Raw genomic sequence first — 13051 nt, 5'->3', positions numbered from 1 at the left:
AGGGGCGGATTGACAGAGATGACCTCGGTCACCGTCTCCTCGATGGTGCGGTGGAGAAGGCCGGTCTCCGGGTCGAGGGCGGGCTCCTCCCCCTCCGGCACCGGCTCCCCGTCCGGGTCAAGGGGCGGGCCCACCGGCGGGGTGTCCGGATTTTCGGGCCGCTCCACCACCGGCGGCTCGCTCACCTGCACCGCCAGCGGCTGGCTGCGGTTGCCCGCCGCGTCCTCCGCCAGGTAGATGCCGTTTTGGGTGGCAGTGTAGGTCTGGCTGCCGGCGCCCGACTGGTTCCCCGCGGTCCCGGTCAGGGAGAAGGTCTTTACCGGGGCAAACTGGCCGTCCGTCCCCTTTCGGTACAGCCGCCACACCCCTGAGAGGCCGTCTGTGGCGGTGAGGACCCCCGTGTCCTGGTCAAACGCCAGGGTGGGGGCGGTCTTGTCGACCTTCACCAGGTCGTTTACCTTGGTGGAGACGGCGCCAGTTGCGGTGTCTTTGGCCTGGTAGGTGGTGGGGCTGTAAATTTGCTCCTGGTCGTAGAGCTGGCTCTCCCGGTCCGCCAGGGTGACGGCGGAGCCGGTCTGGGGGGTGATGGTGAACTGGTCGAAGTCCCCGGCGAAGAACTGCACCGTCACGTCGTCTTTGTTCCAGCCGTTTTCGTTGGCTTTGGGCAGCCGGGTGTAGTGGTAGTCGCTGCCGGGGACCTGGGTATTCGAGGCGGGGTCGTCCGGGTCCAGCGGCTCCAGGGGCCGCTCGTTGAGGAGGGTGGTACCGATGTAGTCGCGGTTGGCGAGGACGTCGTCCTCCAACATCTGGCCCAGTTTTACCGCCTGGCCGCTACTCTCGGTGACCTTGACATAGTAAACCACCTTGTATTCGGTGTTCCCCACCATGGTGATGGGGATGCCGTACTGCCCATCAATGGTGTAGCCGTTTTTCGAGGTGGTCACCGATGTCCCGCCCACCGAGGTGGGGTGTTTGTTGTCGGCAATGAACTGCAGTCCCTGGGTGGGGTAGTTTTTGGTGTCGTCCGATGTCTTGAGGTGCAGGTCAAAGGTCTGGCTGCCCGCTCCGGACGCCTTGTTTTTCACCGTGGACTCCACCCGCAGCACAGTGCCCGGGGTGACCACGTCGTTGGCCCCCACCACCTGGTTGGTGCCGTCTTTGTACAGGGTGATGTTCTGGATGGCGGGGTCAAAATCGGGGTAGCCAAAGCTGTCGAAATGGCAGTCGATCTGCATGTTGGGGATCTGGGCATTCCAATCCCACTCGATCTGTCCCCACACCGAAAGATAGACCTTTCCTCCCGGAAAGGCCGCCTGCCGAATGTATCCCTGGGTGCCGGTGACACTGCCCAGTTTGATGGTGAGCTCGTCCTTTTGACAGTCGTAGGAGAGGGTCAACTGGTGGCTGGCATTGTTGTAGGCCCCTACAGGTCCACCTGTATAGGTGGGTTCTTGGTGTGCACCGTCTTTCTGCCAGACTGTGCGAAAGGTGCCGTTTTCAGTGTTGGTGGCGTCTGCCCCTGTGGCACTGTAAACGCCCCGTCCCCGGCTATACCACATCCAATAGGTGTCGCCCTGGTCAAAGGGGACGGGGTCTTTGTTCAGGGCAAAACCAAAGTCACTGTTGGTGTAGTAGTTGTTGGGGTCTTTCACCGGGGGCGGGCTGCGAAAGGTGGCGGTCACTGCCCAATCGCAGTTCAGGCTCAAGGCGTTGATGGTCTGAAAGCCGCCCCAGCTGTCGCTCGTCTTACCAGCAGGATTATTGTAGGCGTTTTTCCGCCAGTATAGTGGGGAATCTGTGCGGGCAAGGGTAAAATTCCCGTTTCCGTTGTATGAGGTGGGCGCGCCGCCGGTGTTGCGGATGGTGAATACCTTTTCGTAGTCGGTGGTCGCCACCGACGCCTGGGCGGTGCGCTGTACGGGAGGAATGCAGGCCAGCGCAAAGGCGGCGGCCAGCACCAGGGCGCACAGCCGGCCCCACAGGGGCTTGCCCCTCGCCGCTCGCTGCGGGCGCCCGGGCTTTCGCCCCTCTCTCTGTACCAATTTCATGTTTTTTCCCTCCTCTATTGGGTTTACACTTACGATAACTCATTAATAGGGCGTCGGTCAGAGGGCAAAAAGCTCACAAAAATGCAGGGAATTTTTCCCTGTTAAATTGGTGGCGAAATCGGTCGAATCTGTGCTATACTGTCTGCGGAAAGAGCGCAGAGGAGAGGGTGTTTGATTTGACGGTGAGCCACAAGCAGCTGGGCCGGTGGCTGGAACAGGCCCAGCAGGGGGACGAGGGGGCCTTTGCCAAGCTGTACGCCGCCACGGTGGAGGCGCAGTACTACCAGGCCATGGCCCTGCTGGGAAACCCTCACCTGGCCGACGACGCGGTGCAGGACAGCTACGCCTCCCTCTACAAAAATGCCGCCAATATCCGCGACCCACAGGCGGTGGTGGCCTACCTCAACCGGGCCACCCGCTCCTGCTGCCAGACCATCCTCCGCCGGGAGCGGCGGGCCCCGCTGGCGGAGGGAGCAGCCCTCTCCTCCCACCCCGACGCCGCCCCCGGCGAGGGGGCGCTGGACCGGCGGGAGACTTCCATCGTCCTGGCGCAGGCCCTACAGCGGCTGCCCGAGCGGGAGAAGATCGCCGTCATCCGCTTTTACTGCCAGCAAGTCCCCCTGCGCCAAATCGCGCAGGAACTGGGCTGTTCTCTGGCCACCGTCAAGCGGGCCCTGGCCAGCGCCAAGGCCAAACTCCTCCTCTACTTGAAGGACAGTTTTGCCCTGGTCCCCGCCGGTCTGGCCCTGCGGTGGGCGCTGCCCCGCTCCTCGCGGGAGAGCGCCCGGCAGGCGGGGCTTCCTCCTCCGCCCCGGCGGCGGGTGACCCTGCCGGCAGCCCTTGCCTGTATCGCCCTGTCGAGCGCCTTGGTCCTGCTGGTCGGGCAGGTTTTGCCAGCCGCGCCGGCCGGGGACCAAATCCCCCCCTATTTTGCGGACTTGCAGGTGGAGGGGAGCTTTGCCCGCCTCACCCTGCGCGACGACGGCAGCGGGGTGGACTGGGAAAGCCTGCGCCTGACCGGCGGCCAAGGCCAGTCCCTGCCCCTGGAAAAGCCCGACCCCGCCAGCGGAGAGGTGTGCGCCAGGGTGTCCGACGGCGAATACCGGTTGGCCGTACGCGACCTGTCGGGCAATGAAACGGTCCTCCCCTTCTCCGTTTCACCCCTCCCCTGACCGTCTCTCCGCGCATGAAAAAAGCCGCGGCTGAAGTTGCCGACCGACCGTTTCCCACACACGAAAAAGCACAGTTGATGGTATGGAGAAAAAAGTCGCTGGCAGATCGCCCCCTCTCGCATGAAAAAAGAGACATCATTAAAAGCAAGGAGGAAAAAGTCGCTAGCTGACCGGCCCCCTGCGCATGAAAGAGCGCCACAGCTGAAAACACGGGGAAAAGTTGTCGGCTGATTTTTCCCCGCGCATGAAAAAAGAGCTGCAACTGAAAGCATGAAAAAAGGGGCCGGCTGGCGGCCGCCATCAACACCACAGGCAGGGCCAACCGCGCCGTCGTTAAGGACCGCCCTTACAAGGGGGCCGAGTTCAACATCTGGCAGGATGCCAAGGGCGCTCACTTCGCCTTTGATTTAGACGCGCCGGTGACCATGTTCGGCCTGGATATGACCCACCCGGCCTGCGCCCGCTGACTTGTCCCCCCACACATGAAAAAAGCCACAGCTGAAAACATGGAGAGAAGTCACTGGCTAATTATTCCCCCGCGCATGAAAAAAGCCGCGGCTGAAAGCACGGGAAAAAAGTTGCCTGCCAATTATTTTTCCGCGCACAAAAAAGAGCCCCCACCCGGTCTCCCGGGCAGGGGCTCTTTTGCGTGTGATGCTCTGTTTTTCAGAAGGAGTTTCTCGCGCGGATGCTTACATCATCCCGCCCATGGGGGGCTGGGCCATACCGGCGGCGGGGTTCTCCTCTTTCTGGTCGGCGACCAGGCTCTCGGTGGTCAGGACCATGGCGGCGACGGAAGCGGCGTTCTGCAGGGCGCTGCGGGTCACCTTGGTGGGGTCGACGATGCCGCTCTCCAGCATCTCGACGTACTGGTCGCTGTAGGCGTCGTAGCCGTAGCCCATCTTGCGAGAGCGCTTGATCTTGTCGACCACGACCGAGCCCTCGACGCCGGCGTTGGCGGCGATCTGGCGAACCGGCTCTTCCAGGGCCTTCAGGACGATGTTGGCGCCGGTCTTCTCGTCGCCGGTGCAGCTGGCGGCCACCTTGGCCACCGCGCCCACGGCGTTGAGGTAGGCGGTGCCGCCGCCGGCGACAATGCCCTCGGCCACAGCGGCCTTGGTGGCGGACAGGGCGTCCTCGATGCGCAGCTTGCGCTCTTTCATCTCCACCTCGGTGGCGGCGCCCACTTTGATGACGGCCACGCCGCCGGACAGTTTGCCCAGCCGCTCCTCCATGTGCTCCTTCTCAAAGTCGGAGGTGGAGGCGGCGATCTCGTTTTTGATCTGGGCGATGCGCTCGTCGATGGCCTCTTTGGCGCCGGCCCCGTCGACGATGATGGTGTTCTCTTTGGTGACCTTCACCTGCTTGGCGTTGCCCAGCTGCATGACGGTGGTGTCTTTGAGCTCCAGGCCCAGCTCGCTGGAGATGACCTCGCCGCCGGTGAGGATGGCGATGTCGCGGAGCATCTCCTTGCGGCGGTCGCCGAAGCCGGGGGCCTTGACAGCCACGCAGTTGAAGGTGCCGCGCAGCTTGTTGACCAGGATGGTGGTCAGGGCCTCGCCCTCGATGTCCTCGGCGATGATCAGCAGCTTTTTGCCGGCCTGAACGATCTGCTCCAGCAGGGGCAGCAGGTCCTGGATGCTGGAAATCTTCTTGTCGGTGATCAGGATGTAGGGGTCGTCGAGGACGGCCTCCATCTTGTCGGTGTCGGTGACCATGTAGGGGGAGATGTAGCCGCGGTCAAACTGCATGCCCTCGACCACTTCGGAGTAGGTCTCGGCGGTCTTGGACTCCTCGATGGTGATGACCCCGTCGGCGGAGACCTTCTCCATGGTCTCGGCAATCAGCTTGCCGACGGTCTCGTCCCCGGCGGAGACAGAGGCGACCCGGGCGATGTCCTGGGAGCCGTTGACCTCTTTAGCGTTGGTGACGATGAAGTCCACCGCGGCGTCGACGGCCTTCTGCATCCCCTTGCGGATGATCATGGGGTTGGCGCCGGCGGCCACGTTCTTCATCCCCTCGCGGACCAGGGCCTGGGCCAGAACGGTGGCGGTGGTGGTGCCGTCGCCAGCGGCGTCGTTGGTCTTGGTGGCGACCTCTTTCACCAGCTGTGCGCCCATGTTCTCAAAGGGGTCGTCCAGCTCGATTTCCTTGGCGATGGTCACGCCGTCGTTGGTGATGAGGGGGGAGCCGAACTTTTTGTCCAGCACCACGTTGCGGCCCTTGGGGCCCAGGGTGACCTTGACGGTGTCGGCCAGCTGATCGATGCCGGCCTGCAGGGACTGTCTGGCTTCCTCGCCGAATTTGATCTCTTTTGCCATGTTGCCTTACTCCTTTATCAGTTGTAGTGATGTGTAAGCGGTTGTCTGCGGGCGGTCTGGGCCGGTCTTACTCGACGATGGCCAGGATATCGCTTTGCCGCAGCAGGGTGAATTCCTCGCCTTCCACCTTGACCTCGGTGCCGGCGTATTTGCTGGCGATCACCTTGTCGCCCACCTTCAGGGTCATGACGACCTCGTTGCCGTCCACCATGCCGCCGGGGCCCACGGCCACCACTTCGGCCACCTGGGGTTTCTCCTTCGCGGCGTCGGGGAGAATGATGCCGCTGGCGGTCTTCTCTTCCGCCTCGAGCAGTTTAATCAGAACGCGGTCAGCCAAGGGTTTGATGGTCATACTGAATTCCTCCTATATTATAGTTTTGTAACATTGGATTGGCAGTCTATATACCCGAGTGCTAAATATCATTGTAATCACTTTCCCGCAAAAATCAAGGGGTATTTCCGGAAAATCAGTTAAAGTCAAAAGAATTTACATTTTATACAAATTTAAAGGCCAGTTTTTTCCCTCCATGTGCATTTTTGGGCCGACTTTGGCTGTAAAACAGCACTTCCCTGCTTTTCAGTTTAGGGGCTTGAACCTCTTTCCATACCTGTTGAACACGTCAAATTGCCCTTTCGACACAAAAAACAGCCCCGCGAGAGAAAAATTTTCTCCCGCGAGACTGTTTTGTAGCCATTTTCTGCGACAGAGTGTGATTTTGTCTTCTCCGATTCTGCGGCGCGCCGCCCGCCGCAGAGAGCATTGCCTTAAAAAAGGCTGTTTTTTAGCTGTCTCAAATGTCGGGGGTGATCCCCTTTTTGCGCAGGGCCGTCTTGCGCAGCAGGTCCACCGGCAGCACCAGGGTAGAGATGAGGAGCACCGTCGCCAGTTCCCGCAGGGTGAGCCCCGCCACCCGGAAGAGGCTGCCGCCAAAGTAGATGAGCAGCAGCTGCACCCCCGCCACCGCCGCCATGATGACCACGAAAGCCCGGTTGCCCCCCAGGTTGGCAAACAGGTTGACCCGCGGGGTGCGGGCGTTGAAGCTGTTGAGGATGCCGGTGAAGATGAAGAGGGCGAAGAAGGCGGTCATGAAGTACTGCTCCCCCAGTTCAATGCGGAAGAGGTGTTTGAAGAGATCCACCTTCAAAAAGGCCACGCAGAGGCCCACGGTGAACACCCCCATGCAGACAATCTGGTGGACCATGGAGCGGGTGAGCACCGGTTCGTCCCGCCGCTTGGGGGGCTCTTCCATGTACTCTTCCAGCGGGGGCTCGCCGGCAAAGGCCAGCCCGGCCAGGGTGTCCATGATGATGTTGATCCAGAGCATCTGCATCACCGTCACCGGGGTGTCGATGCCGATGAAGGGGCCGATGACCGAGACCCCCACGGCGCAGAGGTTCATGGTCAGTTGAAAGACGATGAATTTGCGGATGGACTTGAAGATGGTGCGCCCGTAGAGGATGGCCCGGGTGATGGACTGGAAGTTGTCGTCCAAAATCACGATGTCTCCGGCCTCTTTGGCCACCTCGGTGCCGCTGCCCATGGCAAAGCCCACATCGGCCTTTTTCAGGGCCGGGGCGTCGTTGATGCCGTCGCCGGTCATCCCCGCCACCAGCCCCAGCTCCTGGGCGGCCTTGACCAAGCGGCTCTTGTCCTGGGGCAGGGCCCGGGCCACCACCCGGATGCCGGGCAGGGCGTCTTTGAGCTGGCTGTCGCTCATGGCGGCCAGTTCCCCGCTCTCGAGGATGGCGCCGGGGGCGGCCTCCCGCAGAAGGCCCACGTCCCGGGCGATGGCGGCGGCGGTGTCCCGGTTGTCGCCGGTGATCATCACCACCTGCACCCCCGCCGCCTGGGCCTGGCGCACCGCCTGCTTGGCCTGGGGGCGCACCTCGTCGCGGATGCCCACCAATCCGATGAGGGTCAGGTCGGAAAAGCGGCCGCCCCCCTCCCCCACCGGGACGGCGCTCTGGCAGAGCACCAGCACCCGCACCGCCTGGGCGGTCAGCTCTTTCCAGCGCAATTTGAGCAGCTTGAGGGAGTCCAGGGGCCGGGCCCGCCCCTCCCCGTCCACGTACTTGGTGCAGCTCTCCAGCAGTTTTTCCGGCGCGCCCTTGACGAAGGTGCGTCCGTCCTCCAGCGTCACGGCGGCGTATTTGTTGGCCGAGTCAAAGGGCACCCGCCGGGCCACCTGCACCTCGCCCTTGGTGCTCTGGGGCAGGGCAAAGGCCAGCAGCGCCCGGTCGGTGGCGTTGCCCCCCAGCGGGCCCTGGGGGCTGATGACCGCCTGGTTGTTGTAGCGGCAGCAGTCCTCCACCTGCCGCCAGAGCCCCTTTTGCCCCCGCAGGGTGGCGGCGGTCTTGTACTCCCTGCCGTCCCCGGCCAGGAAGTGGGTCACCTCCAACCGGCCCCGGGTGAGGGTGCCGGTCTTGTCGGTGAAGAGGATGTTCAGGCTGCCGGAGGTCTCGATCCCCACCAGCTTGCGCACCAGCACGTGATCTTTGAGCATCCGCCGCATGTTGGAGGAGAGGACCACTGTGATCATCATGGGCAGCCCCTCCGGCACCGCCACCACCACCACGGTGATGGCCAGGGTCACGGCGTGCAGAATGTGTTCGAGCACCAGCGAGGGCTGGGCAAAGAGGGCTGAGATGGCCGCCGGGTCGAAGTGGTTGGAGAGGAAGAAGGCGTTGAAGAGGTCGGCGACGGCCACCAGGGCGGCGGCGCAGTAGCCCAGCCGGGAGAGGATCTTGGCCAGCCCCCCCAGCCGCAGCCGCAGGGGGCTCTCCCGGGTCTCCTCCTGCATCTCCCGGGCCATGCCGCCATAGAAGGTCTTGTCCCCCACGGCCAGCACCTCCATGGCCCCCTCGCCCGAGCAGACCACGCTCCCCCGAAAGAGCCAGTTGGGGGCGGCCAGGTCGGCTTTCCCCGCCTCTCCGGCGGCGGGCTTTTTCTCCACCTCGGCGCTTTCGCCGTTGAGGGCGGACTGGTCCAGGTGGAGGCTCCCCTCCACCATCACCCCGTCGGCGGGCACTCGCTCCCCCGCCTGCAGCAGCACCACGTCCCCCACCACCACCTCGTCGATGGGGACCGAGGCGGCCATCCCCGCCCGGCGGACCCGGCACTGGATGCTGGCCGCGTCCTGTTGCAGCTTGATGAAGGCCGACTCGCTGCCGTACTCGCTGAGGGTGGAGACAAAGGTGGCCAAAAAGATGGCCACCGCGATCCCCACCGTCTCGAACCAGTCGAAGTCGCGGAACAAAAAGACGATGTTGATGGCCAGCGCGCAGAGCAGCACCTTGATGATGGGGTCGCCGAAGCTGGCCAGGAACTGCTTGAAAAACCCGCTGCGCTCCCCCTGGGTGAGGGCGTTGGAGCCGTATCGCTGGCGGGCCTGCTCCACCTGGATCGGGTTGAGCCCCCGGCGGTAGTAGAGCGATGGCGCCATAGAAGTCATGTCGCATTCCTCCCTGTGAACATTCCTGCATTTTTGGGGACGGGACTTGTCCCTTCTCTCCACTCTATGCAGCCCGGGGCGGGGAATATGCTCGTCCGCTCCAGGCCTGTCCCCCTGTATCGGGATGAGCCGGCCTGTAGCGCGGAAAAGGGGGAGAAATTGGGGTGCCGCGCTCGGCGCTCCCCGACAAGCGCCCCTCCGACGGCGGAAGGGGGGCAGCAGGCGGGCCGCGTCGCTTGTCCCCCTGCCGGCTTTGGCCGCACGCCAAGAGGGAGGTTGCTGGAAGGGCCCCCGCCACCAGGCTGGCCCTGCTTGTCGGGGGCCCAGCACACGTCGAGACAGCAGAGGAACGCTCACCAGGAGGACCTCTACCACTGGTCGAGCCCTGCTCGCTGGGGCCTGGCACAGGGAGGGGCGGTGGCGAGACGCTCACCTAGAGGGGTTCTGCTACTAAGGCGGATCCTACTCGCTGGAACTCAGCATAGGGCAGGATGGTGGGGGGACGCTCATTGGGAGGACCTCTATCAATAGACAGGCCTTGCTTGACGGGATCCGGCGCGCGGTGGGGCGGCAGGTGAACGCTCGCCTGGAGGGATTTTGCTACTAGGCGGGCCCTGCTCGCTGGGGCCCAGCGCGCGGTGGGGCGGCGAAGGGCGCTCATCGAAAGGGCCTCTGTCACCAAACGGGTCCTGCTCGCTGGAACTCGGCGTACGGCAGGACAGTGGGGGCGCCCATCGGGAAAATCTCTGCCACTGGTCGAGCTCTGCTTGTCGGGGCCCGGCACACGATGGGCACGTCAAAGCGCCAGCCGCCGGACCACACCGCCATGGAGGCGGTGGAGACGCGCCGACAGCCCCCCCCGGCTGGGGACAGGGGCCCAAAGGATCGGAGATTGCGCTCCCGCCTTCACCGGAGGTCAGGACTGCCATTTTACAGCTGCTCTTGGCCGGGCGCGCAGGCAGCCGAGCCCCTTGGGCCTCGGTCGAAGGCGAAGCTCTGAGGGGCTCCCGCCACCAGTTGGCCCCGCTCCTGGGCTGTGGCGCACAGCGGCCGCCGGCGGGGGTGGCTGCGACAAAATTGCAAAAAGCAGTCCCGCCCCCTTGACGGGGCGGGACATCTGCTGTAGGATAGATACCAACGGTATGTATGTGAGGTGAGAGGGATGGCGAGGAACAAGCACCCGGAGGAGACAGTGGAGAAGATCCTCGCGGTGGCCCGGCGGCTGTTTGCCCAAAAGGGGTATGAAAACACCTCGATCCAGGACATCGTCGACCAGCTGGGCGGGCTCTCCAAGGGGGCCATCTACCACCACTTTGGCTCCAAAGAGGACATCTTTGACGCCGTCTGCCGCCAGCTGGGGGAGGAAAACACCGCCCTCTACGCCGCCATCCGCGACGACCCGGGGCGAAACGGCCGGGAAAAGCTCAAGGCCATGCTCGAGACGGCCTGCCAAAACCAGAACGACCACGACTTTGTCTCGATGGTGGCGCAGACGGTGCTCGACCCTCGCTTTCTGCGCACCCAGTTCGACGAGGTCATCTCCACTGTGGCCCCCCACTACGTGCAGCCGGTCATCGAGGAGGGGCTGCGCGATGGCTCGCTGCCCCGGGCCATCCACCCCAAAGAGCTGGCCCAGGCCATCTCGCTGCTGCTCAACCTCTGGGCCAACCCCTTTTTCGTCCCCGCCACCGGGGAGGAGATGCAAAACCGCGCCCAGGTGCTCCGCCGCCTCTTTGAGGGGGTGGGGCTGGACATCATCGACGACGAGATGGAGGCGACCTTCTTTCGCCACACCGCCCGGCACCTCTCCGGCGAAGAGGACCGCCCCTAGTGCCCGCCCTGTCCCCTCGTTCCCCCGCCGACCTGTCAAAAAACTGCTCCCCCTGCGGAGCAGCTCTTTTTTGACAATATACATACCGTCGGTCGGTATCTATATTTACAAATCAGGAGGTATCCATGAACACCACGACCAAAGCCAAACTCTTCCGCCGCGATTTCACCCTGGTGGCGATCGGCCAGATCGTCTCCCTCTTCGGCAACGCCATCCTCCGCTTCGCCCTCCCCCTCTACCTGCTGCGCCAAACCGGTTCGGCGGCCCTCTTCGGGCTGGTGAGCGCCTGCTCCTTCCTGCCGATGATCGCCCTCTCCTTTCTCGGCGGGGTGCTGGCCGACCGGGTCAACAAGCGCAACATCATGGTGGCGCTGGACTTTTTCACCGCCCTGCTGGTGGTCTCGGTCTACCTGGGGCTGGGGCGGCTGCCCCTGGTCCCCCTCGTCCTGGTGGCGCTGATGCTCCTCTACGGCATCAGCGGCACCTACCAGCCCGCCGTGCAGGCCAGCATCCCCGCCCTGGTGGAGGGGGAGCAAGTCCTGCGGGGCGGGGCGGTCATCAACCAGATCTCCTCCCTCTCGGGGCTGCTGGGCCCCATCGTGGGGGGAATGCTCTTCGGCGCCTTCGGCATCTTCCCCATCCTGGAGATCAGCGCCGCCTGCTTTTTTGCCTCGGCGGTGATGGAGCTCTTTATCCGCATCCCCTTCACCCCCCGGGAAAAGGGGCCGGGGGCCCTGTCGATCGTCCGCGCCGATCTGCGCGACAGCACCCGCTACATCCGCCGGGAAAAGCCCCTTCTGGCCAAGGTCATCCTGCTGGTGGCCGCCATCAACCTGGTGATGACCTCGGTGATGACGGTGGGCCTGCCGGTGGTCGTGGTGGACACCCTGGGGATGAGCGACCGGATGCTGGGGCTCTTTCAGGGCATCGGGGCCCTGGGCGGGCTCTGCGGCGGGCTCTTTGTCGCCGCGGCGGGCAGCCGCCTCACCCTGCGCCACTCCCCCCGGCTGCTCCTCCTCTGCAGCGCCTTTGCCGGGGGGCTGGCCCTGCCGCTGTTGCTGGGTCTCTCCCCCGCCGCCGGCTTCTGGCTCATCACCGCCTTCAGCTTCTTCATCATGGCCCTGGCCACCGTCTTCAGCGTGCAGATGATGGCCGCCGTTCAACTGGAGACCCCGCCCCAGCTGGTGGGCAAGGTCATCGCCCTGATGATCGCCCTCTCCATGTGCGCCCAGCCCCTGGGGCAGGCCATCTACGGCGCCCTCTTCGAGCAGTTCCCCGCCGGGGGCGGGGTCATCCTCCTGGCGGCAGCCATCCTCTCCGCCGGGCTCTCCCTCCTCTCCCGCCGCATCTTTGCCGACGCCTAGGCCGCCCTGCGCACAAAAAAGAAGGCACACCCTCTCGGGTGTGCCTTCTCGCCGGTTTGACGCCTAGCGGATGAAGTTGGTGCGCAGCGGCGCTTCGGGGGCCGGCGGGTTGACGCCCGCGGCCTTCCCCGCCTCGATGCAGCGCAGCAGCCAGGCCATGTTCCGGCCCAGGGTGCGCATGATCTGCAGCCCCTCCAGGTCCTGGCGGACCTCCTCCGGGGTGTTGCCGTGCACCATGTTCCAGTACTGGGAGGAGACCACCGGCATCTTGGCGATGGTGAAGTACTTGTTGAGCGCGTCCAGCGAGGCGGTGGTCCCCGCCCGGCGGGCCGAGGCCACGGCCGCCCCCGGCTTGTAGGCGAAGGCGGCGCTGCCGGCGTAAAAGGCCCGGTCCAGCACCGAGAGGATCCGCCCGCTGGGGTGGGCGTAGTAGACCGGGGTGCCAAAGACAAAGCCGTCGGCTCCCTCGGCCTTTTCGATGAGCCGGTTGACCACGTCGCTGTCAAAGACGCAGCGGCGCTCCATCTTCCGGCAGCCGCCACAGCCGATGCAGTCGCGCACCGGGTCGGCCCCCAACTGCAAGATCTCGGTCTCCACCTGCTCCTCTTCCAGGGTGGCGGCCACCTCCGACAGGGCGGTAAAGGTGCACCCGTTTTTATTGGAACTCCCGTTGACCAGCAAAACTCTCATCAGGCTGCTCTCCCTTCTCACTGTGGGCGGCCCCGCCCGGGGCGGGCCGCCTGTCCTCACGTCTCTCTGTGCTTTAGTATAGCACGGCCGCCCTCTTTTTTCCAAACGGTTTTTCAGCGGCGGCAAAGGGGGCCCGGGGGCGGGGGCGCCCCCCCCCCACCCGCCGCCGCCCG

The 13051-nt window shown here is 64.3% G+C and carries 8 protein-coding genes; 3 read left to right on the top strand and 5 right to left on the bottom strand.

All coding sequences use genetic code 11. From position 1 onward, the window contains the following. The coding region (locus tag ACTNAU_RS13055; RefSeq protein ID WP_441098658.1) for a hypothetical protein at nucleotides 1-2048 on the bottom strand (2048 nt) is incomplete at its 3' end. A gap of 167 nt (nucleotides 2049-2215) precedes the next feature. Between ACTNAU_RS13055 and ACTNAU_RS13050 the strand changes: the two genes are divergently transcribed. Beyond that, nucleotides 2216-3220, top strand: coding sequence for an RNA polymerase sigma factor (locus tag ACTNAU_RS13050; protein WP_441098657.1), 1005 nt, complete (start codon nucleotides 2216-2218; stop codon nucleotides 3218-3220). Between the two features lie 692 nt (nucleotides 3221-3912). Here the strand turns inward: ACTNAU_RS13050 and groL are convergent. From groL to ACTNAU_RS13035, 3 genes are all read right to left on the bottom strand, one after another. Then, nucleotides 3913-5541: a chaperonin GroEL gene (gene groL / locus ACTNAU_RS13045; protein WP_185914940.1), complete on the bottom strand. Its 1629-nt coding sequence runs from the start codon at nucleotides 5539-5541 to the stop codon at nucleotides 3913-3915. 67 nt (nucleotides 5542-5608) lie between these two features. Next, nucleotides 5609-5893 carry a co-chaperone GroES gene (locus tag ACTNAU_RS13040; protein ID WP_059004920.1) on the bottom strand — a complete coding sequence of 95 codons (285 nt, stop codon included), beginning with the start codon at nucleotides 5891-5893 and terminating at the stop codon, nucleotides 5609-5611. Between the two features lie 439 nt (nucleotides 5894-6332). Then, a complete protein-coding gene (locus ACTNAU_RS13035; RefSeq protein ID WP_256136373.1) occupies nucleotides 6333-8993 on the bottom strand; it encodes a calcium-translocating P-type ATPase, PMCA-type in 2661 nt (886 codons plus the stop codon). Between the two features lie 1162 nt (nucleotides 8994-10155). On the opposite strand from ACTNAU_RS13035, the gene ACTNAU_RS13030 reads away from it, so the two are divergent. After that, complete coding sequence (locus tag ACTNAU_RS13030; protein WP_216401844.1) at nucleotides 10156-10824, top strand: TetR/AcrR family transcriptional regulator; 669 nt, start codon at nucleotides 10156-10158, stop codon at nucleotides 10822-10824. Nucleotides 10825-10949: 125 nt separating this feature from the next. Next, nucleotides 10950-12188, top strand: a complete 1239-nt coding sequence (locus ACTNAU_RS13025) for an MFS transporter (RefSeq protein WP_441098656.1) — start codon at nucleotides 10950-10952, stop codon at nucleotides 12186-12188. 63 nt (nucleotides 12189-12251) lie between these two features. Here ACTNAU_RS13025 and ACTNAU_RS13020 read toward each other — a convergent pair whose 3' ends face one another. After that, nucleotides 12252-12878, bottom strand: coding sequence for a flavodoxin family protein (locus tag ACTNAU_RS13020; protein ID WP_441098655.1), 627 nt, complete (start codon nucleotides 12876-12878; stop codon nucleotides 12252-12254). Between the last annotated feature and the right edge of the window lie 173 nt (nucleotides 12879-13051).

The organism is Bittarella sp. HCP28S3_D9 (assembly GCF_052065655.1).
Classification (GTDB): domain Bacteria; phylum Bacillota; class Clostridia; order Oscillospirales; family Ruminococcaceae; genus Bittarella; species Bittarella massiliensis.
The sequence above is the reverse complement of the archived record's forward strand: the minus strand, read 5'-3'. Positions and strand labels throughout refer to the sequence as shown.

What these genes read in the sequence shown, in the direction of transcription:
- groL (WP_185914940.1), bottom strand. Translation starts at nt 5,541, where the DNA reads ATGGCAAAAGAGATCAAATTCGGCGAGGAAGCCAGACAGTCCCTGCAG.
- ACTNAU_RS13040 (WP_059004920.1), bottom strand. Translation starts at nt 5,893, where the DNA reads ATGACCATCAAACCCTTGGCTGACCGCGTTCTGATTAAACTGCTCGAG.
- ACTNAU_RS13035 (WP_256136373.1), bottom strand. Translation starts at nt 8,993, where the DNA reads ATGACTTCTATGGCGCCATCGCTCTACTACCGCCGGGGGCTCAACCCG.
- ACTNAU_RS13030 (WP_216401844.1), top strand. Translation starts at nt 10,156, where the DNA reads ATGGCGAGGAACAAGCACCCGGAGGAGACAGTGGAGAAGATCCTCGCG.
- ACTNAU_RS13025 (WP_441098656.1), top strand. Translation starts at nt 10,950, where the DNA reads ATGAACACCACGACCAAAGCCAAACTCTTCCGCCGCGATTTCACCCTG.
- ACTNAU_RS13020 (WP_441098655.1), bottom strand. Translation starts at nt 12,878, where the DNA reads ATGAGAGTTTTGCTGGTCAACGGGAGTTCCAATAAAAACGGGTGCACC.